This is a genomic window from Mycobacterium arosiense ATCC BAA-1401 = DSM 45069 (genome assembly GCF_002086125.1).
In the GTDB taxonomy this organism is placed as follows: domain Bacteria; phylum Actinomycetota; class Actinomycetes; order Mycobacteriales; family Mycobacteriaceae; genus Mycobacterium; species Mycobacterium arosiense.
This window is the reverse complement of the sequence record NZ_MVHG01000006.1, coordinates 1-23659: the sequence shown is the minus strand read 5'-3', so window position 1 is coordinate 23659 and position 23659 is coordinate 1. Positions and strand designations below refer to the sequence as shown.

The window sequence follows — 23659 nt, the reverse complement described above, 5'->3', positions numbered from 1 at the left end:
ATTCGTCCGTGAGGATCGCTCGACGGCAGGCAGTGCGCGACGCGGCAGCCGTCACCGTCGGGGTGGTGCTGGTGGCGGCGGCGTTCGTGCTGCCGCGACTGAACCTCGTGGTGCGGCCCCGCCTCGACGTCGGCGCCGAGAAGTTCGCCACCCACGCCGGCTCCGCGCCGATCTTCGGCGAATGGCTGATCCACGCCGGCTGGGGGACCGGGCCGGCCATTGCCATCGCGATCGCCGTCGTGGTGTGGGGACCCGTTCTGGCGCAACGCATGCCGTGGCGGGCATTGACGCTGGGCAGCTGGGCCACCGCGTGCGGCTGGGCGTTCGCGCTGGCAATGATCGACGGTTGGCAGCGCGGCTTCGCCCGCCGGCTGACCACCCGGGACGAATACCTGTCGCAGGTGCCGAGCATCACCGACATTCCCGCCACGCTGCGCACGTTCGCCGGCCGGATCGTGGACTACCAACCGAACTCGTGGACCACCCACGTGTCGGGGCATCCGCCCGGCGCGCTGCTGACCTTCGTCTGGCTGGACCGGCTCGGCCTGCACGGCGGCGCCTGGGCCGGGCTGCTGTGCCTGCTGGCCGGGTCGAGCGCGGCGGCCGCGGTGGTGGTCGCCGTGCGCGCGCTGGCCGACGAGCCCACCGCGCGCCGCGTCGCGCCGTTCGTCGCCGTGACGCCGGCGGCCATCTGGGTGGCGGTCTCGGCCGACGGCTACTTCGCCGGGGTGGCGGCGTGGGGCATCGCGCTGCTGGCCGTGGCGGTGCACCGGCCGGTCCGCTTCCCCGCGTTGACGGCCGCGGGTGCGGGCCTGCTGTTGGGCTGGGGCGTGTTTTGCAACTACGGCCTGATGCTGATGGGGCTGCCCGCATTGGCGGTGCTGGCCTCGGCCCGGCAACCGGGCGCCCGCTGGGCGGACTGGCGCGCGATCCTGCGGGCCGTGGGTCCGGCGGCGCTGGCGGCGATCGCGGTGGCGGTGGCCTTCGCCGTCGCCGGGTTCTACTGGTTCGACGGCTATACGCTGGTGCAGCAACGCTATTGGCAGGGCATCGCCAAGGACCGGCCGTTCCGATATTGGAGCTGGGCCAACCTGGCGTGCGCGGTGTGCGCGATCGGCCTGGGCGGTGTCGCCGGAATCCGCCGGGTGTTCGACCGGGCCGCCATCCGCCGCCGCTCCGGTTTTCATCTGTTGCTGTTGGGTGTGCTGGCCGCCGTCGTCCTGGCCGACCTGAGCATGCTCAGCAAGGCCGAGGTCGAACGCATCTGGCTGCCGTTCACCGTCTGGCTCACCGCGGCGGCCGCCCTGCTGCCGGCGTGGTCAAGAATCTGGTTGGCGCTCAACGTCATCGGCGCGCTGGCGCTCAACACGATCATCCTGACGCACTGGTAGCTCGCTACAGGCCGGCCGCGCGGGTGACGCGCACGAACCGGCTGGCGGGCGCGCAGGCCTCGCGCACCACCGCGACGTCGTCGACGACGTCAACGTCGGGCAGCGTCTGCACGGTCACCACGTCGACGCCATTGTCGCGCAACGCCTTCAAGGTCAACTTGCCGGTGTCGGGCACCGACATCGGCACGGTGCGCAGGCAGTCCGCCATCGCCGGCTCCCCCACCCCCAGCGCCCACCAGCCGCCATCGCGGGCCGGCCCGAGGACGGCCGGCGACTCGAGCAGCCGGCGCGCGCAGGCGGCCAGCAGATCGGCGCTGACCTGGGGGGTGTCCATCCCGATCTGCAGCACCGGCAGCCCGTCGGCTGCGTCGACGTGCGCGTTGGACAGCCGGGCCGCGAAATCGTCGCCGCGCTGGGGGATCACGGTGAACGACGCCAGCCGCCGGCGGATTTCGGCGGCGTTCGCGGCGCCGGCCGGGTCCCCGGTGAGGGCCACCACCCGGGCCGCCACCGGAGCGGCGGCCACGGCGTCGAGCGTGTCCAGCAACGCGGCGGCGGCGATTTCGGCGGCGACCCGATCGCCGACGCTCGCCGCGAGCCGCGTCTTGGCTCGGCCCGGTTCGGGCGCCTTGGCGACCACCAGCAGGGTCACCGCCAGCACGCTCACGAAATCACCTTCCAGAAGTCGAGGATCGCGGTGATGCTGCCCCGCAGCGAACCGCTGACCTTCGACTTGCCGCCCGTGCGTGGGCCGTAGCTGATGTCGAGCTCGACGACGCGCCAGCCGGCGGCCGCCGCGCGCACCAGCAATTCCAGCGGGTAACCCGATCGCCGGTCCGCCACGCCGAGCCGCAGCAGGGCATCGCGACGGGCGACCCGCATCGGCGCGATGTCGTGCACCGGCAGGCCGTGGCGGGTGCGCAGCCGCCAGCTCATGACCACCGTGCCCACCCGGGCCACCCACGGCCAGTGCAGTCCGCGCACCGGGCGGCGCCGCCCGGTCACCAGGTCGGCGCCGCGCTGCAGCTCGGCGACCAGCCGGGGCAGCTCGCCACCGTCCATCGAGCCGTCGGCATCGATGACGGCCACGATCGGGGTGGTCGCGGCCAGCACCCCCGCGTGGACGGCCGCGCCGTATCCGGCCCGCGGTTCGGCGACGACGTGGGCGCCGTGCCGGCGCACGACCCCGGCGGTGTCGTCGGTGCTGTTGTTGTCCACCACCAACGCGCGGTAGCCGGCGGGGAGGGCGGCCAGCACGGCCGGCAGCGACTCCGCCTCGTTGAGGCAGGGCAGCACCACCGTGACCAGGCCGTCGGCGTCGGCCACCCTCAGAACCCGCGGTGGGGGTGCGGCTGCTGCGGGAACATTGGCTGCGAATGCGTCGGCGGCATCGTCTGCTGGGTGTGGGTCGGGGCCGGCGCCTGGGTGGTCACCTTGGTGCTTGGCGGTGCATATGTCGTCGTCGGCGGCGCGTGGGTGGTGCTCGGCGGTGAATACGTGGTCGCCGGAGGGGAATACGTGGTCGTCGGAGGGGAATACGTGGTCGTCGGCGGCTCGTAGGTGGTGCTCGGCGGCGAAAAGGTCGTCGTCGGGGGTGTGTAAGGCGGGTAGTTGTGCCCCCACCCCGGGATCGGGATGGGGATCGGAATAGGAACCGGGACAATGGGATTGGGGCGGGGCGCCCAGCCAGGGTCGGGATTGGGCACGACGCCGGGGTTGGCCGGGGCCTCGGGGACCGGACCGGCCGGCACGCCGCCTCCCGACGGCGGCGCGACCTGTTGCGGCACCGGGTTGTTCGGGGCCGGGACGGTGCCGCCCTGGAACCCGGCGTTGGGCGCATCGGCGGGGGGCGGCGGCAGCGGCGCCTGCTGCTGGCTCGGCAGGATCGGCATGAACTTGCCCGGGGTGCCGTTCTGCACCCCCACCACCGGCTGCCGGCTGGCGGTGGGCTCTACGGCGACCGCGATCGCGGTGGCCAGCGAGGCCAATCCGATGACGGCGAAGGCGACGACGGCGTTGCCGATCACCAACGATCGCCGCGACAGCTTGGCCTCGGCCTCGTCGACGTCGCCGTACTCGTAGTCGTCGAGTTCGGGGTCGTACTCGTCGAATTCGCCCGGATACTGCTCGCCGTCATCGGCCATCGAATAGGCCAGCTGCTGGTCTTCGGCGTTCGGATCGGCGAACTCCGCTGCCGGCACGACGGCCGTCTCGTCCCCCGCGGGCCCGGCCGCGGGCGCCATGGCGGTGGCATCCCCGAACGCCGGGGCCATCGCGGTCTCATCGCCGGTCGGCCCGACCGCGGGCGCCAGGGCCGTCGCGTCCCCCGCCGCGAGCGCCGGAGCGGCGGCGATGGCCGCGCCGCGCGCCAGCGCAAAGGTGGGGTCCTCGGCGACCTGCACGCGCATGGTCGAACCGTCGCGAAGCTCGTCGGCGACCCGGTTCAGCTCCGGCGAGGCGCCGAGCAGATACACGTCCTGCGGTGCGTCCGGGTGCCCGCCGAGGTTCGCCATCATGGTGTGGAACGCGGCGGTCGCGTCGCCGCCGGGGGCGTCGGCCAGCCGTTGGGTGGCCAGCACGGTCGGCGGCGCGTCCGGATCGCCGTCGCCGGAACCCACCATCGACAGCGTTGCCGTCGCGTCGTCCATCACCAGCGCCGCGCCGGGCCGGCCGGCCGCGCGCATCAGGGCGGCCACCGCCTGCGATTCGGAGAGCACCGCCACGTTGTGGACGCCGGAATCCTCCAGCGCCCGCCGCAGCCGGTCGGCGGCCGGGTGGTCGGTCCAGCACACTCGGGTGCCGAGGAGCCGGTGGTTCTCGTCGGCCAGCAGCCGATTCGTGCCCACCACCGTCTCGGTCAGAGTTCCGATCGGATTGTCAGCGAGGTCGACGACGGATTGGTCGATCACCTCACCCTGCGCGCCGGCCCCGACGAGCGCCAGGCGGGCGACGGGGCCGGTGACGGCGACCCCCAAAACGACGTCCATCCCGCTTCTCCTTCACCCCGGCTACCCCGCAACCAGCATGTCCGGCATCACTACACTTGCTACCGTTGGCAGTGTCAGCCAGCCAGGCGACAAGCTTCGCCTACTAGCGCAGCGTAACCAGCTTTTCGAACGACAGGACGCCTCGCCGCGGAATCATCTCCGCTCAGCAGCCGGTCCCAGCCACTGCCACGGCACCCGAACGGAGAATATGTTCGCAAGCGAGCAGTGCACCTGGCTCGGCAGGGTAAGCCCCCGCCGGACACCCGAAACTGCGCCACGAATATCGGTCCTTGAATCCCTGGGGGCATGGTGAGCCAGAGCAGTGACGACACGCCTACCGGCCCCATCCGCGGGCAGGCTCACCCGGCACCGGCCACCCGCATCATCCGCCCACACGCAACGGGCGGCGGCGGGCCGGCTCCCGCGGAGACCAAGCGGCACCGGCACGTCGCCGGCGACCTGGCCGCGGTGGCCCTGCTGATCCTCGCGCTGTTCTTGCCGTGGAACCTCTACTTCGGTGTGGGAATCCCTAACAGCAGCGCGACCCTGACCGCGGTGCTGATCGCGGTGACGGTGCTGGCCATCGCCTCGGTCGCCCTGGCCGGTTCCTGGCGCTCGGCCGGCGCGCGGTGCAACCCGGCCCGTTCCGCCCGGCTTCGCCTGGGGCTCAACGTCCCTTACCTGCTGCTGGTGCTCGGCTTCGTGGTGTTCGACGCGTACGAGACCGTCCGTTTCGGCGGCACGGTCACCGTGCCCGGCGGCGTCGGCCCGGGGGCGTGGGCCGGGGTCGCCGGCGCGCTGCTCAGCGCCCAGGCCGTGCCGGCGGGCGCACTCGCCGGACCGGTTCCGGCGGGCGACGAGTCCACCGGCTGGACCAGGTCGGCGCGGGTCATCGGCGCGCTGTCCATGCTCGCGGCGGTGCTCAGCTTCGGCTTCAACCTGTACTGGCGGGTGCGGTACGCGCTGCAAAGCACCGGCGGCGCGCAGGATTTCGGCAAGCAGAACATCGCCGTGATCGTGACCGCCGTGGTGTACGGCGTGGTGGCGCTGGTCGCGGTCCTGGTCGCCTCCAGGTGGCTGCTGCGCAGCACCCGCGAAAGCCGGCTGACGACGGTCGCGCTGGGAGCGTCGACGCTGGCCGCCGGGATCCTGGTGTGGTTCCTGCCCGCCGGTCGTGACATCGACGCGTTCCACGGCATCGCGCAGAACACGTCGACCGCCGGCGTCGGGTTCGAGGGTTACCTGGCGTGGGTGACCGGCGCGGCGCTGTTCGCGCCGCGGGCGCTGTTGGGGCACCGCGACGCTTCACCGACGGAGGAATCCGCGTGGCGCGCCGCGATCCGAAATGGCTTGCTGCTCATCGCCGTTTGGTGCGTGGGTTCGGTGGCGATGCGGATCACCGACCTGGTGGTCGGGGTGATCCTGAACTACCCGTTCTCCCGGTACAACAGCATCGTGCAGGCCGCGTTCGATCTGGCCACCGCGGCCCTCGCGCTCTGGCTGCGCCGCAGGCTGGCCACCCTGTCGCCGCGCATGGTCACCTCGCTGTGCGGACTCGTCGCCGCGCTCAGCGTCGCCCGCGTGATCGTGGGCGTCGAGTTGGCGCCGCGGTTCGCGGACTCGCCCAATTCTCCTGCGCTGCACCCGGTCTACGGCAACAACCTGGCCCAGCAGATCACCAGCGTCTTCGACGTGACGCTGTGCTGGCTGGCGCTGAGCATCATGGCGGCCGCCATCGTCACCGGGCAGCTGAGCGGTCGGCGGCTGGCCCGCCGCGCCGCCCGCAGGCGCGCCGCCGCGGCGAACGCGGCGGCGCCGACCACTCGGGTCCCCGTCGCCCAGGGCGCCGGGCCGTCGGCCGTGGCGACCACCCGCATGCCCGGCGGCGCACCCGGTGCGGACCACGAGCCGCCGACCGCCGAGATACCCCCGCTGGCGGGCGCGCCCAGGATCTTCCGCGGCGACGACACCGGAACGCGCCAGATCGCCGCGCAGAAGCCGCAGATCTACCGTCCCCCGCAGGGATAGCGGTCACCGAAGCGGCGCGAACGCGAAGTCGCGCAGCCCGTCCCCCGGTGCGACGGCCGCACGGAAACCCAGCACCTCGGCGGCCCGGGACGGGTCGGCGACGATGTGGCGCACGTCGCCGCTGCGATACTGCCCGGTGACCACCGGGGACACCGAACCGCCGCGCGCGTCGCACAGCGCACCGGCCACTTCCAGAATCGAAATGGGTTGCCCCGAGCAGACATTGAATGCGGTGAAACCCTCGCGTGGCTGGGTGGCCGCGACGTTGGCGGCGGCCACGTCGTCGACATGGACGAAGTCGCGCATCTGGCCGCCGTCCTCGAAAACCCTTGGCGGATCGCCTTTTTCCAGCGCCGACCGGAAGATGGCCGCTACCCCGGAGTAGGGGGTGTCGCGCGGCATGCCGGGACCGTAGACATTGTGGTAGCGCAGCGCCACCACCGAGCCGCCGGTGGCCTCGGCCCAGGCCAGCGCGTAATGCTCCTGGGCGGTCTTGCTGGCGGCGTACAGGCTTCGCGGCCGCAGGCAGGCATCCTCGTCGACCAGGCGCCAGTGCAGTTCCTCCCCGGCGATGGGGCAACGGTGCTCGAAGGCCCCGGCGTCCAGGTCGGCGCGCCGCCGCGGCAGCGGATCCACCGGCCCGTGCCGCCGGCAGTGATAGGCCCCCTGCCCGTACACCACCATCGATGAGGCCAGCACCAGGCGGCGCACCCCCGCGGCGAACATCTGCGCCAACAAGACCGTGGTGGCCAGGTCGTTGTGGCCGCCGTAGGCGGGGGCGTCGGCGGCGTCCACGCCCGCACCCACCATCGCCGCCTGGTGACACACCACGTCCACGCCCGCCAGCAGGGGTGCCAGCGCATCGGCGTCACGCACGTCGACGCGGTGACATCCCCGCGGCAGCACCGGGTTCGGGCCGTGCGCGGCGGGCAGCAGAGCGTCGACGGCGACCACCTCGTGTCCCGCCGCCCGCAGGGCCGCGTCGACCCGCGAACCGATGAAGCCGGCCGCCCCGGTCAGCAGCACCCTCACGGCAGCTCGATGGGCAAGGTGACGCCAGCGTGCGGCAGGCAGTGCGTGCAGCTGCGGTCGGCGGCGATCCGGGCGATGGCCTGGCGCACCAGCGTCTTGAACGCTTCGACGTTCCTCTCGAATTGGGCGAACACGTCGACGGCCCTCACACCCTCGCCAGCGCTCACCCCGGCGTCCAGGTCAGTCACCAAAGCGATTGCCGCGTAGCACATTTCGAGTTCGCGTGCGAGCACCGCCTCCGGATAGCCGGTCATGTTGACCAGCGAGAAACCGGCCGAGGCGAACCACCGGCTTTCGGCGCGGGTGGAAAAGCGCGGACCCTGGATCACCACGATGGTGCCGCCGTCGATTACGTCGGGCAGGCCGGTCACCGCGTCGCGCAGCGCCGGGCAGTACGGGTCGGCGAAGTCGACGTGGATGCCTCCGGAGTCGAAGTAGGTGTCGGGGCGGCCGCGGGTGCGGTCGACGAGTTGGTCGGGCACCACGACGGCGCCCGGGCCGAGTTCGGGTCGCAGACTGCCGACGGCGCACGGCGCGAGCACGCGCCGCACGCCGAGCTTGCGCAGCGCCCACACGTTGGCCCGATACGGCACGGTGTGCGCGGAGAATTCGTGCTTGAGGCCGTGGCGGGGCAGGAAGGCCACCTCGTGGTCGCCGACGGCGCCGACGGTGACCGGCGCGCTGGGCGAACCGTACGGAGTGTCGACGGTGACGTCGCGGGCGTCGGATCCGAAGAAGGTGTAAAAGCCGCTGCCACCGATGACTCCGAGCATCCGACCATTGTGGTGCATGACGTCTTCGGTCATCGCCGGTGCGGCCGGCGGTCCGCAGGCCCGCGTCCTGGCAGGATGGTCGGGTGGCCAACTTCCGGCAGTGGATTTCGGGCGCGCGGCCGCGGACGTTGCCCAACGCGGTGGCACCGGTGGTGGCTGGCACCGGAGCGGCGGCATGGCTGGGATCCGCGGTGTGGTGGAAGGCGTTGCTGGCGCTGACCGTCGCGCTGGCGCTGACCATCGGCGTCAACTACGCCAACGACTACTCGGACGGCATCCGCGGCACCGACGACGACCGGGCCGGCCCGGTGCGCCTGGTCGGCTCGCGGCTGGCGGCGCCGCGCGCGGTGCTGGCCGCCGCGGTCGCCAGCCTGACCGTCGGCGCGCTCGCCGGGCTGGCGCTCGCGCTCTACAGCGCACCGTGGCTGATCGCGGTGGGTGCGGCCTGCATCGCCGGGGCGTGGTTGTACACCGGCGGGTCGAAACCGTACGGCTACGCCGGTTTCGGCGAGGTCGCCGTGTTCCTGTTCTTTGGGCTCGTCGCCGTGCTGGGCACCCAGTACACCCAGGCGCTGCGGGTGGACTGGGTGGGCCTGGTGCTGGCGGTGTCGATCGGGGCGCTGTCGTCGTCGGTGCTGGTGGCCAACAACCTGCGGGATATCCCGACCGACGCCCGCTCCGGAAAGGTCACCTCTGCGGTGCGGCTGGGGGATGCCCGGACCCGGATCCTGTACCAGGCGTTGCTGGGGACCGCCGGGGTGCTGACCCTGGCGCTCATGCCGGCGGCACCGTGGTGCGCCGTCGGATTGGTGGCCACACCGCTGGCTTTGCGCGCGGCGACCCCGGTGCGCTCGGGCCGCGGCGGGCCCGGCCTGATCCCGGTACTGCGCGACACGGGGCTGGCGATGGTGGTGTGGGCGTTCGCGGTCGCGACGGCGTTGACGGTGACTACCTAACGACCGCGGAAGGGTTACCCACAGTGCACGCAAAGACCTCCGAGCCCGGCGCTTCTGGGGTACCTTTGCGTCTGCTCGGCGACAGCGGAGGACCGCAATGAACAAGATTGCCGCGACCAGCGGGCCCAAAAACGTCGGCTTGCTCAGTGTGGGGTCATACCGCCCCGAGCGGGTGGTCACCAACGACGAGCTCTGCGAGAACATCGACTCGTCCGACGAGTGGATCTTTTCGCGAACCGGAATCAAGACCCGCCGGTTCGCCAGGCGCGACGAGTCCGTCACGTCGATGGCGACAACGGCCGGGCTGGAGGCCATCGCCAAGGCGTCGCTGGCGCCGGCCGACATCGATTGCGTCATCGTCGCCACCAGCACCCATTTCACGCAGACCCCCGCGTGCGCGCCGGCGGTGGCGACCGCGGTGGGTGCGGGCGGCGTGCCCGCGTTCGACGTCTCAGCCGGGTGCGCCGGCTTCGGCTACGCGCTCGGGGTGGCCGCCGACATGGTCCGCGCCGGGACCGCCGCCAAGGTACTGGTGCTCGGCTCGGAGAAGCTGTCCCCGACGGTGGACATGACGGACCGCAGCAACTGCTTCATCTTCGCCGACGGCGCGGCCGGAGTGGTGGTGGGCGAGACGCCCGACCAGCGCATCGGCCCCACCATCTGGGGCAGCGACGGCGCGCAGGCCACCGCCATCCGCCAGGACATCGAATGGATCGACTTCCTGGACAACCGCACCGGTGAGCGCCCGTACTTGAGGCTCGAAGGCAGCGCGGTGTTCCGGTGGGCGGCATTCGAGATGGGCAAAGTCGGGCGCCAGGCCATGGACGCGGCGGGCGTGCGGCCCGACGAGATCGACGTCTTCCTGCCGCATCAGGCCAACAGCCGGATCAACGAGGTGTTGGCCAAGAGCCTCGATCTGCGCCCGGATGCGGTCGTGGCCAACGACATCGAGCACACCGGAAACACCTCGGCGGCGTCCATCCCCCTGGCGATGGCCGAACTGCTCACGACCGGGGCGGCCAAGGCCGGCGACCTGGCCCTGCTGCTCGGCTACGGCGCCGGCCTGAGCTATGCCGCGCAGGTCGTGCGGCTACCGAATGGCTAGCCGCGCCCTGATTCTTGCTCACCGCCCTCGTCGGCGCCCCCGTCCGGGGCGTCCCCGTGCAGCCGGGCCTGCAGCAGGTCGCGCTCGCGGCGGCGTCGTTCCCCGGCGATCGCCAGCGCCGCGGTGGCGCGCCGACGCAGCGGGGCGAACACCCAGATGCCCAGCGGCATCGCGATGATCAGCGCGAACAGCACGGCCACCACGATCGGGAACTGGGTGATGCCCGCCAAGCGCGCGATCCCGCAGATGACGCCGGTGAGCGCCGCCGCCAGCAGCACCCGCGCCGCCATGTACGCCAACACGGGCGCAACGACGCGGTTTTCGGGGCGTGGCGCCGCGCCGTCGTTCGCGGCGGGGCTCGGCGCGTTCGCGGTGCTGTCGTCGCTAGCTTCGTGTGACACAGGGTGAGCCTACGGCGCGGGTATATTCGCCCAAAGGAGGTGTTGCGTGCTCTACCTGCTGCTCGTCGTGATTTTGGGGACGCTGATCTACGTTGGCTGGCGTGCGGCGCGATCGCAGGCCCACCGGCCGAAGACGCGCGTCATCGGGCCCGACGACGATCCGGATTTCTTGCGGCGGTTGGGTGACAACCCGCGCTAGCTCGATCGCGGCGGCCCCCCGCGCCCCGCTTCGCCCGCTTGCAACCGCCGCCAGTATCAGCCCAGCACTCCCGGGTTGTGCTGGTCGCCGGGGAACCCGTCGGCGACGATGGCGGCCAGCTCGGTGAGCGCTTCGCGCGTTCCGCGCCGCAGCCGGTCCAGTTCGATCTCGGCACCCTCCTCGAGGTGCGGGTCGAACGGCACCAGCTGGACCGCGCGGCAGCGCCGGGAGAAGTGGTCGATCACCTTGTTCATGTCGACCTTGCCCGAGCGTGGCTTCACACCGTTGATGACCGCGATGGAATTGCGGACCAGGTTCTCGTGGCCGTGGGCGTCCAGCCAGTCCAGCGTCGCCGAGGCGCTGCGGGCGCCGTCGATGGACGCCGAGCTCACCACGACGAGCGCGTCCGCCTTCTGCAGCACCGAGCCCATCACCGAGTGCAGCAGCCCGGGCCCGCAGTCCGTGAGCACCAGGGCGTAGAACCGTTCCAGGATGTCCAGGATCCGCTCGTAGTCCTTCGCGCTGAACGCTTCCGATATGGCGGGGTCCGTCTCGGACGCCAACACCTCCAGGCCGCTCGGCCCCTTGGAGGTGTAGCGGCGCACGTCGCTGTAGCGCTCGATGGTTCCGGCGTCGTGCAGCAGCTGGCGCACCGTCGCGGCGGTCTCCAGCGGAATCTTCTGGCTCAGCGTGCCGCGGTCGGGGTTGGCGTCCACGGCCACCACCCGGTCACCGCGGATGGACGCGAAGGTGGCGCCCAGCGTCGCGGCGATCGTGGTCTTGCCGACGCCGCCCTTCAGCGACAGAAACGCCACCCGGTAGGAGCCCCGCAGCGGCCGGTTCACCTGGGCGACCAGGTTGTTGTGCCGGGCCGCCCGTGGGCTCTCGCCCAGGTTGATCAGCCCGCCGGAGAGCTTGAACAGCAGCAGCCGCCATCCGTCGGACGGCGGTGGCGCGACCGGCCGCAGCAACATGCCCGTGGACAGTTCCGGATAGGGCGTGTGCGGCAGGTGCTCCGGACGCTGCTGCGGGGGCGCTTGGATCTGGGTGGGCGGCGCGTCCGGGCCGGCGTAGTAGGCGCCGTACGCCGTGGGGTCCACGCGTGGGATGCCGGTCATCGGCGTGGGGTCCCAGGGCGGCATTCCGCCCGGCCTGGGCGCCGTGGGCGGCGCCGCGGGCTGGCGTTCGGGGCCGGGGACGCGGCGTTCGGTGCGGAATCCGGCGAAGGCGCGGGTGGGGGCGTCACCGCCGGACTCGGCCTGCGGTGGGGGAGCGTCCTGCTGCTCCGCCGCCTGCGGCGTCTGCGGGGGTATCTGCGTGGTCGGTTGTTCGGGCGCCCCAACGCCCGTCGTTGGATGCTCGGTCACTGCACTCCCCCTTGTTGTGCGCTTTTCCCGTTCAGTTTTCTATTCGGGCCGGTTGTGCACCGTCACCCGACGCCCGCATAAGAATGCAGACCGACAGTGACCAGGTTAACGAAGAACAGGTTGAAGACCATGGCCACAAATCCCGCCACATTGATCCACGCGGCTTTCCTGTCCCGCCAGCCCGCGGTCGACCTGGCATGCAAGTAGGCGGCGTAAATGACCCAGGCCACAAACGACACCGTCTCCTTGGGGTCCCAGCCCCAATAGCGGCCCCAGGCTTCTTCGGCCCAAATTGCCCCGAAAATGACGCCGAAGCCGAACACCGGAAAAGCGAAAATCGTCGTCCGATAGGCGATGCGGTCCAGCGTCTGCGCGTCGGGGAATCGCTGCACCAGCCGGCTCAGCGTGCTGTGCGTGCCGCGTTCGGGGTCTGCCAGCGGCGACGTGCGCAGCAGGAACAGAATGCTGGCGATGCCGGCGACCAGGAACACCCCCGACCCCAGGCTGACCACCGACACGTGGATCGGCAGCCAGTAGGACTGCAGCGCGGGCATTACCGGCGCGGCATTGGTGTACAGCCAGCGACCCGACACCGTCAGCAGGATCAGCACCGGCAGCAGCAAGAAGACCCACAGCGGCCGGTATTGCGGGCGGCGCAGCACGACCGCCCCGGCGACCAACCCGCACAGGCAGGTCAGGTTGATGAATTCGTACATGTTGCCCCACGGCACCCGCAGGGTGGCCAGCCCGCGCAGCACCAGGCAGCCCAGCAGCAGGCCGATGCCCAGGTACACCACGGCCAGCCCGGCCCGACCGACGCGCTCGTCGAGCGGGCGCCGGGTTGCCTCTTCCACCACCCCGGGGGTGGCGGAGTCGGCGCTGACGGCACCGGCAAGCACCCGGGCGCGCTGCCCCCCGGCTCGGGCCCCTACTCGGGCCCCTACATAGGCCAGCTCGAAGGCCAGTAACAGCAGGGCGATCACCAAAGCGACCACCGCGGACGTGAACGCCCAGTCGGAGTAGCGCGCCAGCTCGATATTGACGTGCACCGTATTCATTTGACGTCCACCTCAGAACTCCTTTTGGACGCTGCGGGTGTCGCGTCACCGTCCGACGCGGTGGGCGTCGCGGCCGTCGCGGCGCCGGGGGCTGACGACCCGGTTCGGGGGTACCACCCGCTTGCGGGGGACAGCCGCTCGGACAGTCGCTCGAACTCGTCACCCCAACCGGAGTTGTCGGTGCGCGCCAGGCCGCCCAGTTCGACGTTCACCGTACCTGCCGACCCGCCGGCGTCGGGCGTCAGACGGACCCACACCCTGCGGCGGCGCACCAGCAGCGACACCACCAGGCCGGCCATCATGGTGATGGCGAAGACCAGCACCCAGGTCTGGCCGGGGTCGTGGGAGACCTGCAGGTTGACGAACGGCACGGCGCCGTCGAAGCGGATCACCGTGCCCGCCGCCGGCCCCTGGTCGATCCGCACCGACTGTCCCGCACGCAGATTGACCCGCTTCTCCTTGGCCAACCGGTGCTGCTCGATCAGGCGGGGATCCAGGGTGAACAGCGACTGGGGCCGCCCGGTGTCCAGCCCGGTGTCGCCGCGGTAGATGTCGACGGCCACCGCCGGGGCGTCCAGGGCCGGGAAGCGCGACGACAGCAGCATGCCGTCCAGCTGCTCGGTCGGCGCCAGCAGGCCCTGGATGGCGATCTCGTGGTTGCGGCGTTCGGAGGCGTTGGGATAGCTGCCGGCGGGCGGATCGATGCGCACCACGCCCGACGAGAGCAGGGTCTGCGGGTTGTCGGGCCGCCACTGCATGGTCGCCGTGCGGATCTGCCCGTCCGGGAAGGTGATGCTGAAGGTGGGCGCGTAGCCGTGCCCCTGCAGGTACACCCGGTCACCGCCGAGCCGCAGCGGGTGGTTGACCTCCAGCTGGTAGTGCCGCCACCGGTTGGCGTTCAGATCGTCGCCGGACTGGTAGTCGACGTGCGCGGCGAACGAGGTGGCCTGCCCCGAGGGCAGGTAGCGCGCCGTGAAGTCGTCGACCCGGATGCACAGCGGGTGCAGCGAGGTGCCGTCGACGGTGTTGCCGGCCCTAAACGAGTCGAACGCGGCCGGCGAGGCCGAGCAGAAGCCGGGTCCGCCGTCGGCGATAACGATGACGTTGCCCTCGTAGCCGAACAACTTGCCCACGGCCACCGCCACCAGCAGACCCAGTAAGGAGAAGTGGAAGACGATGTTGCCGAATTCGCGCAGGTAGCCCTTCTCCGCGGACACTTCCACGATGTCCGCGCCGCCCTGCTCGGTGGCGTCCCGGTGCCGGATGGCGGTGCGCCAGCCGCGCAGCCGCGCGGTGATCGCGTTCGCCAGCGCGTTCAGCTCGTCGGCGCCGGCCCGGATCTGCTGCTGCGAGTACTTGGGCAGCCGGGCCAGGTTGCGCGGGGCGGCCACCGGGGTGGACCGCAGGCTGCGGACGTGTTCGATCATCCGCGGGGTGAGGCAGCCGACCAGGGACACGAACAGTAGCACGTAGATGGCGGTGAACCAGAAGCTGGAGAAGACGTTGAAGGCTTGCAACCGATCCAGCCACGGGCCGATCACCGGGTGCGCCTTCAGGTAGTCGTCGACCTTGCCGGCGTTGAGGCTGCGCTGGGGCAGCAGCGCCCCCGGGATCGCACCGAGGGCCAGCAGGAACAACAGCACCAGCGCGGTGCCCATCGAGGTCAGCGCGCGCCAGGTGTTGCGCACCCGCGCGCCAAGTGCCGCGAGCAGACGCAGAATCGCACTGGGAGGGGCTTTTTCGTGCGATTCTGCGTCTGCTCGCCGCTCTACCGGGGCGCTCAAATCGGCAACCTCACGTCGGACACGAACGCGTCGCGCAGCCAGGAGACGAAGTCGTTCCACACCCCGGTGACCAACAGTGCGCCGACCGCGATCAGCAGCACACCACCGAAGATCTGGATGGTCCGAGTGTGCCGGCGCAGCCGGCCCAGCCCGCCGACCGCGCCCGCCGAGCCGAAGGCCAGCAGCACGAATGGGATGCCCAGCCCCAGGCAGTAAGCGATCACCAACACGATTCCGCGCGCCACGCTGGCGCCGTCGGTGGCCGAGGCGACGGTGATCACGCCGGCCAGCGTCGGGCCCAGGCACGGCGTCCAGCCCAACGCGAAAACCGCGCCCAGCACCGGCGCGCCGGCGACCGTCGTCAGCTGCCGCGGACTGAACCGAACCTGGCGTTGCAGGGCCGGGATGAGGCCCACGAACACCAGGCCCATGACGATGGTCAGCACTCCCCCGGCCCGCTGCAGCAGCAGTTGGTTGGTGATCAGCGTGGTCGTCATGCCGAGGACGGCGACGGTGCCGAGCACGAACACCGTGGTGAACCCGGCGACGAACAACGCCGCGGACCCCGCGACCCGCCACCGGGCGGACGGCGGCGCTTTGACGGCACCCGCCGGCGGCTGTTCGTCGACGCCGACCACCGCGGCCAGATAGGACAGATAGCCGGGCACCAGCGGCACCACGCACGGCGAGGCGAAGGACACCAGCCCCGCGAGCAGGCACACGCCGAGGGCCAGCAGGAGCGGTCCGGCGGCGGCGATCTGGGTGAATCCGGTCATTGCTGTGCCGGCCCCGCCTTGGCCGGGGTGGGTGCCGCCTCGCCCGCGAGCCGCTGCACCACCGGCCGCAGGTCGGTGGCCAGCAGTTCGCGCAGGAAGACCGCCGCGACGCGGTGCTGGCGGTCCAGGACCAGCGTGGACGGGATCACGGTGGTGGGGTATTTGCCGCCGAACGCGATCAGCGTGCGCATCGCCGGGTCGTAGATGGACGGAAACGTCACCCGTCGGTCGTTGACGAAGTCCATTGCCGCCCGCCGGTTGTTGTCCCGGACGTCGATGCCGAGGAAGGACACCCCGTCGCGGGTGGCGTCATACACCTGCTGCAGCTGGGTGACCTCGGCGCGGCACGGGCCGCACCACTGCCCCCAGATGTTGATGACCACGACCCGGCCCGCGAAGATCGGGTCATCCAGCGACAGCGTGTGCGCGGGGTCGGCCAGGTCAGGCCCGGACAGCGATCCGGGGCGGCCGCGGTCGGACGGCGGGTCGTAGTAGATGTCGGTCTTGCCGCCGGGCGAGACGAATTCGAAGGTCCCGCCCTGGGCGACGGCGTCGTGGCCCGAGGAACAGCCGGCGAGCAGGGCCGACAGCAGCGCCGCCAGCACGGCCCCGGAAATCGCCTGTCTTGCCCAGCCGATCAACGCGCCGCCGGTTCGCTGTACTCGACGCCGGCCAGCCGGTCGCCGTCGTAGACCAGGGTGGTCACCGACGCGAGCCCGCACTGGCGCCGCCGCGGGTCGTGCCACAGCCGCCGGCCGGTCACGTGCAGCCGCAGCGTCCACACCGGGAGCTGGTGGCTGACGCACACCACCTCGTGGCCGGCGCCACGGGCGCGGGCCTTGTCGACCGCCGTCTGCATCCGGGCCGCGATCTCGGCGTACGGCTCACCCCAGGACGGCCGGAACGGGTTGCGGAGCTGCCACCACACCCGCGGGTCGCGCCAGGCGCCGTCGCCGGGGCTGACGCGGCGGCCCTGGAAGAAGTTGGTCGATTCGATCAGGTCCGGATCGGTGTCCACGGCCAACCCGTGTCTGGCGGCGATGGGCGCGGCGGTCTCCTGGGCCCGTTGCAGCGGCGAGGCGATCACCGCCACGATGTCGCGGTCGGCCAGCGCATCCGCCACGGCGGCCGCTTGCGCGCGGCCGTTGTCGGAGAGGTGGAAGCCGGGCAGCCTGCCGTAGAGGATGCCGCTCGGGTTGTACACCTCGCCGTGCCGCACGACGTGCACCCGGGTGTGCTCGGCCATCAGGGCTCACTCCCCTCGGCTTGCGCGGCGGCCCTGGCCGCGGCGGGCAGGGCGTCGGCGATGCGGTCGAACGCGGCGTCGTCCAGCGCGGTCGAGACGAACCAGGCCTCGAAGGCGCTGCACGGCGGGTACACACCCGCGTCCAGCAAGGCATGGAAGAACGGCGGATAACGCCAGGTCTGGGTGGCCCGCGCGGACGCGAAGTCCGTCACCGGTGTCTCGGAGAAGAACACACCGAGCATGTTGCCGGCGCGCGGAATCTGGTGCGCCACACCGGCATTCGTCAGGGCGTCGGAGAACATCCCGGCCAGGCGATCGGCGTTGCCGTCCAGCCTGGCGTAGGCGGCGGCGTCGGCGTTGCGCAGGGTGGCCAGCCCGGCGGCCATCGCCACCGGGTTACCCGACAGGGTGCCGGCCTGATAGACCGGTCCCAGCGGCGCCAGCCGCTCCATCACCTCGGCGCGCCCGCCGAACGCGGCGGCCGGCAGCCCGCCGCTCATCACCTTGCCGAAGGTGAACAGGTCGGCGTCGACGGGATCGATTCCATACCAACCGCTTCGGCTGACCCGGAAGCCGGTCATCACCTCGTCGATGATCAGCAGCGCGCCGTGCTCGGCGGTGATCGCGCGCAGTGCCGCGTTGTAGCCGGGCGCGGGTGGGACCACGCCCATGTTGCCGGGGCTGGCCTCGGTGATCACCGCCGCGATCTGGTCGCCGAACCGGGCGAAGGTCTGCCGCACGGCGTCGATGTCGTTGTAGGGCAACACGATTGTGTCGGCCGCCGTCGCACCGGTGACTCCAGGCGAGGACGGCAGGCCCAGTGTCGCCACCCCGGAGCCCGCGTCCGCCAGCAACGCGTCGACGTGGCCGTGGTAGCAGCCGGAAAACTTGATTACCTTGGCCCGGCCGGTGCAGCCGCGGGCCAACCGCACCGCACTCATGGTGGCCTCGGTGCCGGAGTTGACCAGCCGGATCCGTTCGACCGGTGCCACCCGCGAGATCATCTCGGCAGCCAGCTCACTCTCGGCCGGGGTGGGCGCCCCGAACGACAGACCCGACGCGGCCGCCTGTGCCACCGCCTCGACGACGGCCGGGTGCGCGTGTCCCAGGATCATCGGGCCCCACGAGCACACCAGGTCGACGTAGCGGTTGCCGTCGGCGTCGGTCAGCAGGCACCCGCGCGCCTGCGTGATGAACGGCGGCGTTCCGCCCACGGCGGTGAACGCGCGGACCGGAGAGTTCACCCCACCGGGAATGACGGCGCAGGCGTCGTCGAACAACCGGGCCGACGCCGCGGTGGCCCGACGGGCCCCGGTGGCGTGCGCGGTCGCCTGATCACTGCTTCCCATGACGACTAGTGTCCCAGCCCGCGCGAGCCTTTCCACTACAGGGTGTAGCAGAACGTGGTATGAGAGGGCGGCGGGAGAAAGCGGGTTGTCTCGGCCCGGTGGCCGCGAGTTGGATGGCGATATGCGATTTCCAGAACGCCTCGCCCGGTTCAACCGCCACGTCACCAATCCCATTCAGCGAATGTGGGCTGGTTGGCTGCCGGGGTTCGCGATCGTCGAGCATGTCGGGCGGCGCTCCGGCAAGCCGTACCGCACCCCGGTCAACTCGTTCCTCACCAGCGTCGACGGCAAGCCCGGCGTGGCGATCCCGCTGGCCTACGGCCCCGATCGGGACTGGTTGAAAAACATCGAGGCCGCCGGAGGTGCGCGATTGCGCCGCAGCGCCAAGACGTTTGGCATCGCCGGTCCGCGCGTGGTGAGCAAGACCGAGGCGGCGAAATACGTGACGGGCGCGGGGCGCGTGCTGTTCGCACGGATGCCGTTCGAGGAAGTGCTGCTGCTCGATCGCACCTCCTGAGGCGGGAGGTGATGCGAATCACCAAAATTGTGGAGCGTCCGGTGGTCCTGGGTGCCGACGCCTGCGACCGCCCGACGCGCTGACTGGGCGCAGCCAAGCCGGGTATACGGCACCGGCATACGGATGAGAGGAAGCCGCCGATGACCGAAACCGTCGCCGACTCCGGCCGCGAACAGCGACTGACCGAGCGCGTCGAGCAGCTCTACGCCAACGACGCAGTTTCGCGCCGCCGCGTCGTCACCGGAGGTAACCGGCGCCGCGCATCGGCCGGGACTGCGGCTGGCCGAGGTCGTCGACACCTATCTGGGCGGCTATGCCGACCGGCCCGCGCTGGGGCAGCGCTGCTGCGAGGTGATCCGCGATCCGGCGACGGGCCGCGCGGTGAACACCCTGCTGTCCGGCTTCGACACCATCACCTGCCGCGAGCTCGGAAAGCGGGTCGCGGCGGCCGCACAGTCCGTCGGTGGACATCGGCAGGCCGATCCCGGCGATCCACCTGCAATACATGCCGCTGTCGCACGTGTACGGGTTGGAGTGGCTGATCGCCACCCTGTCCTCCGGGGGCATCGGCTACTTCGCCGCCAAGAGCGACATGTCCACCCTGTTCGACGACATCGGCCTGGTCGGGCCCACGGCCCTGAACCTGGTTCCGCGGGTGTGCGACATGTTCTTTCGGCGTTACCGCCGAGAGCTCGATCAGCGCTTCGGCGGTGAGCTTTCCGGCAAGCAGCTCGACGAGGCGGTGAAAGCCGAACTGCGGCAAGAGATGCCTGGCCCGCGGCGCCGACCCGACCGCCGGACGCCAGCGCATCGAAGCCGCGATCGACAGCGGAGACGCCGAATTGTCCGGGCGCTTCCGGCAATTGGCCGACCAGCACCTGCGGGTGCTCGTCGGTGACGTGGGAGCGCCCAACCTCGGCCTGGACACGCCCACCTACGAACGACTGGCCGAGACCGTCGACCTCGTGGTGCATTCGGCCGCCCTGGTCAACCACGTGCTGCCCTACAGCCAGCTGTTCGGCCCCAACGTGGTGGGCACCGCGGAGATAATCAAGCTCGCGATCACCAAGCGGCTCAAGCCGATCAACTACATCTCCACCGTGGCGGTGACCACGCTGCCCGACGGCAATTTCTTCGGCGAAGACGTCGACGTCCGCTCGGCGAGCCCGTCGCGGTCCCTCGACGAGCTCGACGCGTCCGGCGATCCGCAGCGCGCCCATTACGACGGGCTGCCGGCCGATTTCACCGCGGAGGCCATCGCCACCCTCGGGGCGCGCGCCCGGCAGGGGTACCACACCTACAACGTGCTCAACACCCACGACGACGGCATTTCCCTGGACACGTTCGTCGACTGGCTCATCGCGGGCGGGCACAGGATCGAGCGCGTCGACGATTATCAGCAGTGGCTGGCCCGGTTCACCGAGGCGATGCGGGCGCTGCCCGACAACCAGCGCAAGAACTCGCTGCTGCCGCTGATGAGCGCCTACGCGAAGCCCGGTCAGCCGACACAGGGCACCGGCATGCCGGCCGAAAAGTTCCGTGCAGCAGTGCAATCCGCGGGGATCGGCAGCGACAACGACGTGCCGCACGTGACCAAGGCGTTGATCGACAAATATGTCACCGACTTGCAGCGGCTCGGTCTGCTGCGCAGTCACACCGGCGCGCGCGCCGGATAGCGGGCCTCAGCCTTGCGACGAGATCCGGATGCGGCCGCGGGAGCGGGCAATCAGGTACAGCCCGATCACCACCGCCCAGGACAGTAGGCTGAGCCATAGCTGGCTGCGCGCCGCGTGGTCGAATGCCATTTGCACCAGCACGGCGGTGATCGCGGCCAGCGTGAAGATCGACAGCATCGGGTAGCACCACATTTTCACCGTTAGTTTCTCGGCGGGCGTGCGGCGCCGCAAGATGATCTGCGAGCACGCGATCAGCCAGTAGACGAACAAGATGACGGCTCCCGACGAATTGAGCAGGAACAAAAACACCGTGTTCGGCGCGACCCGCGCCATGACGACGCATCCGAATCCGACCGCCGACGAGCACAGGATCGCGACATGGGGGACGCCGCGTCCGCTCAATCCGATCAACCGCGTCGGCGCCTCGCCCCGCTCGGCGAGCACGAACAACATGCGCGACGCGGTGTACAGACCGGAGTTCAGGCAGGACAGCACCGCGGTCAGCACCACCGCATTCATCACCTGATCTGCGCCGCCAAGCCCCATGTGTTTGAGCGCGGCCACGTACGGCGAGGCACCGAGTTCCACGGAGTCCCAGGGCAACAGCGCCACGAGCAAAAAGACCGAGCCGACGAAGAAGATGCCGATGCGGGCCACCACCGATCGGGTCGCCTTCCGGACCGCGAGCTCGGGGTCGCGGCTTTCCGCGGCGGCGACGGTGACGATCTCGGCGCCCACCATGGAGAAGATCACCACGACGATGGCGGCGAACACCGCCCCGACGCCGTGGGGAAAGAACCCGCTGTGCGATCCCAGATTGGCAAGACCGCCGTGATGGCCCGGCACCAAGCCCAGGACGTACGCGATGCCCACGACGAGAAAGATCACGATGGTCGCGACTTTGATTCCGGCGAACCAGAATTCGAATTCGCCGAACGACGACACCGAGAACAGGTTTGTCGCCGTCATCAACACCATCAGGCACAGCGACAGCAGCCATAGCGGTGCGTGGAACCAGTAGTTGAGGACCTTGCCGCCGGCAACCGCCTCGAAGCCCACCACGATCACCCAGAAGTACCAATACAGCCACGCGACCGAGAAGCCCGCCCAGCCGCCCAGCGCCTGGGCCGCATAGTCGGCGAACGATCCGGTCGAGGGGTTGGCCGCCGCCATCTCGCCCAACATCCGCATCACCAGCACGATGAGCAGGCCGCATAGCGCGTAGGTGAGGAACGCGGCCGGGCCGGTGTTTTCGATCACCACTCCGGATCCGACGAACAAGCCGGCGCCGATCACGCCGCCCAGGGCGATCATGCGCAGCTGCCGTTGCGACAGTCCTTGACGCAGTTGCGGATTGCTAGGCATGCCCGGACGCTAGCGGGCTTCGCGGCCCGCAGCAACGACGACTTACAAATGGAGGTCCCGATCGCGGATCAGGGCCGTCGCGATCACGCTGATCACCGCCGACGCGACCAGATACCCACAGGCCAGCCACGGCGCGCCGCCGGCGGCCGCGATCAGCGAGGTGAGAATCATCGGCGTCACCCCGGACGCGTACACGCCCGAGAACTGGTAGACGAACGACAAACCGGTGTAGCGGGTGCCGGTTGGATACAGCGACGAGTACAGGGTGCCTTGGGCGCCGTAGAACAGCGCGTGCACGACGCCGAACACGAGGACCATCGCCAGCCCGAACCAGATCAGGTTCCTGGTGCCGAACAAGGCGAACGCCGGAAAGGCCGCCGCGCCGTAGAGGGCCACACCGACCAGGTACACCCGGCGTGCGCCGTACCGGTCGGCCAATGCCCCCGATACTGGCAACAGCACCGCCATCAACAGGGCGGCGACGGTCACCACGATCAGAACCGAGACCTTGTTCAAGCCCAGGGCACCGGTGGCGTAACTGATCGCGAAGACGCCCCAGGTGTTGAAGGCCGAGCCCTCCGCCCAGCGAGACAGTAGCCCCAGCAACGTGTTTCGTCGGGATCGGGGTTCGCGGATGATGTCGCGGATGGGCACGGTGGACGCCGCCCGGAGGTCACCCAATTCACGAAAAGCCGGGGTCTCTTCGACCCGTAGCCGCACCACGACCCCGATCGCCACCAGCAGCACGCTCAACACAAAGCCGATGCGCCAGCCGTAGGACAGAAACCGCGTCTGGCCCAAGGCGACCTGTAAGAAGGCGAACACGCCGGTGCCCAGGGCTAGACCCAATGCCAATCCCACTTGCGGGATCGCCCCGTAGCGGCCGCGCCGGTCGGCGGGACTGTGTTCGACGGCCAGCAGCACCGCCCCGCCCCACTCACCGCCGAGCGCGAAACCCTGCAGCACCCGCAGGAGGAGCAGCAGGACCGGCGCCCACGCCCCGATCTGGGCGGCCGTCGGCAATGCCCCGATCAGCGCCGTCGCGCCACCCATGATGAGCATGGTCAACGCCAGGCTGCGTTTGCGGCCGATCCGGTCGCCGATGTGGCCGAACACCAGCCCGCCGATGGGCCGCATGACGAACCCCACGGCGAAGGTCGCGAATGCCAAAAGCGTTCCCACCAAAGAACTCTCGTTGGGAAAGAACACCTTGTTGAACACCAGGCCCGCTGCGGTGGCGTACAGGAAGAAGTCGTACCACTCGACCGTGGTGCCCAGCAGGCTCGCCGCGACCACAACGCGCAACCGCCGGCGCCGCTGCGCGGCGGATTCGTCGACCGCGTCGGGCGCACGGCCGGCGGGTGCGGACGCGGGCAGGGTGACTGCCATGGCGCCTCAGTGCGCCGAGGCGACCGCGAACGGCGTTCCCGCGACCGGGTGCGAACGGCGGTTGGGGTGGCGCCACAATCCCATCCGCTCCAGAATCGGCAGCACCCCCTCGCCGAACCAGTAAGCCTCTTCCAGATGCGGATACCCCGACAAGATGAAGTGCGAGATGCCCAATTTGGCGTATTCGGCCAGCCGTTCGGCGACCTCGGCGTGCGAGCCGACCAGGGCGGTGCCCGCCCCCCCGCGGACCAGTCCCACCC

At 70.6% G+C, this 23659-nt stretch carries 22 protein-coding genes and 3 pseudogenes; 8 read left to right on the top strand and 17 right to left on the bottom strand.

Annotation, left to right across the window (positions count from 1 at the left end; translation table 11 throughout):
- Positions 1-8 precede the first annotated feature (8 nt).
- On the top strand, positions 9-1391 hold the full coding sequence (locus tag BST14_RS04375) for a hypothetical protein (protein ID WP_142279264.1): 1383 nt from the start codon (positions 9-11) through the stop codon (positions 1389-1391).
- A 4-nt stretch (positions 1392-1395) separates the two neighbouring features.
- Here the strand turns inward: BST14_RS04375 and BST14_RS04370 are convergent, their stop codons facing one another.
- The 3 genes from BST14_RS04370 to BST14_RS04360 are packed head-to-tail and all read right to left on the bottom strand — an operon-like array spanning position 1396 to position 4378.
- Positions 1396-2058: a TIGR04282 family arsenosugar biosynthesis glycosyltransferase gene (locus tag BST14_RS04370; protein ID WP_083063367.1), complete on the bottom strand. Its 663-nt coding sequence runs from the start codon at positions 2056-2058 to the stop codon at positions 1396-1398.
- On the bottom strand, positions 2055-2717 hold the full coding sequence (locus BST14_RS04365; protein WP_211280654.1) for a glycosyltransferase family 2 protein: 663 nt from the start codon (positions 2715-2717) through the stop codon (positions 2055-2057). Before BST14_RS04365 ends, BST14_RS04370 begins: the two co-directional genes overlap by 4 nt.
- A 2-nt stretch (positions 2718-2719) precedes the next feature.
- Entirely contained in the window at positions 2720-4378 is a 1659-nt protein-coding gene (locus BST14_RS04360; protein WP_083063366.1) for a DUF7159 family protein, read from the bottom strand.
- 306 nt (positions 4379-4684) lie between these two features.
- Here BST14_RS04360 and BST14_RS04355 point away from each other — a divergent pair, with 306 nt between their 5' ends.
- On the top strand, positions 4685-6406 hold the full coding sequence (locus BST14_RS04355) for a DUF7937 domain-containing protein (RefSeq protein ID WP_083063365.1): 1722 nt from the start codon (positions 4685-4687) through the stop codon (positions 6404-6406).
- A 3-nt stretch (positions 6407-6409) separates the two neighbouring features.
- Here the strand turns inward: BST14_RS04355 and BST14_RS04350 are convergent, their stop codons facing one another.
- Positions 6410-7438 carry an NAD-dependent epimerase/dehydratase family protein gene (locus BST14_RS04350; RefSeq protein WP_083063364.1) on the bottom strand — a complete coding sequence of 343 codons (1029 nt, stop codon included), beginning with the start codon at positions 7436-7438 and terminating at the stop codon, positions 6410-6412.
- Positions 7435-8211, bottom strand: a complete 777-nt coding sequence (locus tag BST14_RS04345; RefSeq protein ID WP_245845298.1) for an S-methyl-5'-thioadenosine phosphorylase — start codon at positions 8209-8211, stop codon at positions 7435-7437. Before BST14_RS04345 ends, BST14_RS04350 begins: the two co-directional genes overlap by 4 nt.
- Positions 8212-8294: 83 nt before the next feature.
- Here BST14_RS04345 and BST14_RS04340 point away from each other — a divergent pair, with 83 nt between their 5' ends.
- On the top strand, positions 8295-9167 hold the full coding sequence (locus BST14_RS04340; protein ID WP_083063452.1) for a 1,4-dihydroxy-2-naphthoate polyprenyltransferase: 873 nt from the start codon (positions 8295-8297) through the stop codon (positions 9165-9167).
- A 97-nt stretch (positions 9168-9264) separates the two neighbouring features.
- Positions 9265-10272: a beta-ketoacyl-ACP synthase III gene (locus BST14_RS04335; protein WP_083063363.1), complete on the top strand. Its 1008-nt coding sequence runs from the start codon at positions 9265-9267 to the stop codon at positions 10270-10272.
- Here the strand turns inward: BST14_RS04335 and BST14_RS04330 are convergent.
- A complete protein-coding gene (locus tag BST14_RS04330) occupies positions 10269-10673 on the bottom strand; it encodes a DUF4229 domain-containing protein (RefSeq protein ID WP_083063362.1) in 405 nt (134 codons plus the stop codon). The genes BST14_RS04335 and BST14_RS04330 overlap by 4 nt on opposite strands.
- A 46-nt stretch (positions 10674-10719) precedes the next feature.
- Between BST14_RS04330 and BST14_RS29350 the strand changes: the two genes are divergently transcribed.
- A complete protein-coding gene (locus BST14_RS29350) occupies positions 10720-10872 on the top strand; it encodes a hypothetical protein (RefSeq protein ID WP_142279263.1) in 153 nt (50 codons plus the stop codon).
- Between the two features lie 56 nt (positions 10873-10928).
- Here the strand turns inward: BST14_RS29350 and BST14_RS04325 are convergent, their stop codons facing one another.
- The 7 genes from BST14_RS04325 to hemL form a co-directional block, all read right to left on the bottom strand.
- Entirely contained in the window at positions 10929-12239 is a 1311-nt protein-coding gene (locus BST14_RS04325) for a MinD/ParA family ATP-binding protein (RefSeq protein WP_083063361.1), read from the bottom strand.
- Between the two features lie 62 nt (positions 12240-12301).
- Positions 12302-13297 carry a c-type cytochrome biogenesis protein CcsB gene (gene ccsB / locus BST14_RS04320; RefSeq protein WP_083063360.1) on the bottom strand — a complete coding sequence of 332 codons (996 nt, stop codon included), beginning with the start codon at positions 13295-13297 and terminating at the stop codon, positions 12302-12304.
- On the bottom strand, positions 13294-14955 hold the full coding sequence (locus tag BST14_RS04315) for a cytochrome c biogenesis protein ResB (RefSeq protein ID WP_083063451.1): 1662 nt from the start codon (positions 14953-14955) through the stop codon (positions 13294-13296). The genes ccsB and BST14_RS04315 overlap by 4 nt, the downstream gene beginning before the upstream one ends.
- 122 nt (positions 14956-15077) lie before the next feature.
- Positions 15078-15857 carry a cytochrome c biogenesis CcdA family protein gene (locus BST14_RS04310; RefSeq protein ID WP_083063359.1) on the bottom strand — a complete coding sequence of 260 codons (780 nt, stop codon included), beginning with the start codon at positions 15855-15857 and terminating at the stop codon, positions 15078-15080.
- On the bottom strand, positions 15854-16474 hold the full coding sequence (locus BST14_RS04305; protein WP_083063450.1) for a TlpA family protein disulfide reductase: 621 nt from the start codon (positions 16472-16474) through the stop codon (positions 15854-15856). Before BST14_RS04305 ends, BST14_RS04310 begins: the two co-directional genes overlap by 4 nt.
- 20 nt (positions 16475-16494) lie before the next feature.
- On the bottom strand, positions 16495-17103 hold the full coding sequence (locus BST14_RS04300) for a histidine phosphatase family protein (protein WP_083063358.1): 609 nt from the start codon (positions 17101-17103) through the stop codon (positions 16495-16497).
- The gene (gene hemL, locus BST14_RS04295) at positions 17103-18452 is read right to left on the bottom strand and encodes a glutamate-1-semialdehyde 2,1-aminomutase (protein ID WP_083063357.1); all 1350 of its coding nucleotides are present in this window, start codon (positions 18450-18452) and stop codon (positions 17103-17105) included. Before hemL ends, BST14_RS04300 begins: the two co-directional genes overlap by 1 nt.
- A gap of 121 nt (positions 18453-18573) precedes the next feature.
- Here hemL and BST14_RS04290 point away from each other — a divergent pair, with 121 nt between their 5' ends.
- On the top strand, positions 18574-18969 hold the full coding sequence (locus BST14_RS04290) for a nitroreductase family deazaflavin-dependent oxidoreductase (protein WP_083063356.1): 396 nt from the start codon (positions 18574-18576) through the stop codon (positions 18967-18969).
- 237 nt (positions 18970-19206) lie between these two features.
- On the opposite strand, the gene BST14_RS30725 is transcribed toward BST14_RS04290, so the two are convergent.
- The gene (locus BST14_RS30725) at positions 19207-19440 is read right to left on the bottom strand and encodes a hypothetical protein (RefSeq protein WP_245845297.1); all 234 of its coding nucleotides are present in this window, start codon (positions 19438-19440) and stop codon (positions 19207-19209) included.
- 34 nt (positions 19441-19474) lie between these two features.
- Here BST14_RS30725 and BST14_RS32590 point away from each other — a divergent pair.
- Positions 19475-19678 (top strand): annotated as a pseudogene (locus tag BST14_RS32590) (hypothetical protein); the annotation flags it as partial.
- 58 nt (positions 19679-19736) lie between these two features.
- Positions 19737-20645 (top strand): annotated as a pseudogene (locus tag BST14_RS30715) (SDR family oxidoreductase); the annotation flags it as partial.
- A 6-nt stretch (positions 20646-20651) separates the two neighbouring features.
- On the opposite strand, the gene BST14_RS04280 reads toward BST14_RS30715, so the two are convergent.
- The 3 genes and pseudogenes from BST14_RS04280 to BST14_RS04270 all read right to left on the bottom strand — a co-directional run.
- Entirely contained in the window at positions 20652-22010 is a 1359-nt protein-coding gene (locus BST14_RS04280; RefSeq protein WP_083063355.1) for an amino acid permease, read from the bottom strand.
- A 42-nt stretch (positions 22011-22052) separates the two neighbouring features.
- A complete protein-coding gene (locus BST14_RS04275) occupies positions 22053-23399 on the bottom strand; it encodes an MFS transporter (RefSeq protein ID WP_083063354.1) in 1347 nt (448 codons plus the stop codon).
- Positions 23400-23405: 6 nt separating this feature from the next.
- Positions 23406-23659 (bottom strand): annotated as a pseudogene (locus BST14_RS04270) (LLM class flavin-dependent oxidoreductase); the annotation flags it as partial.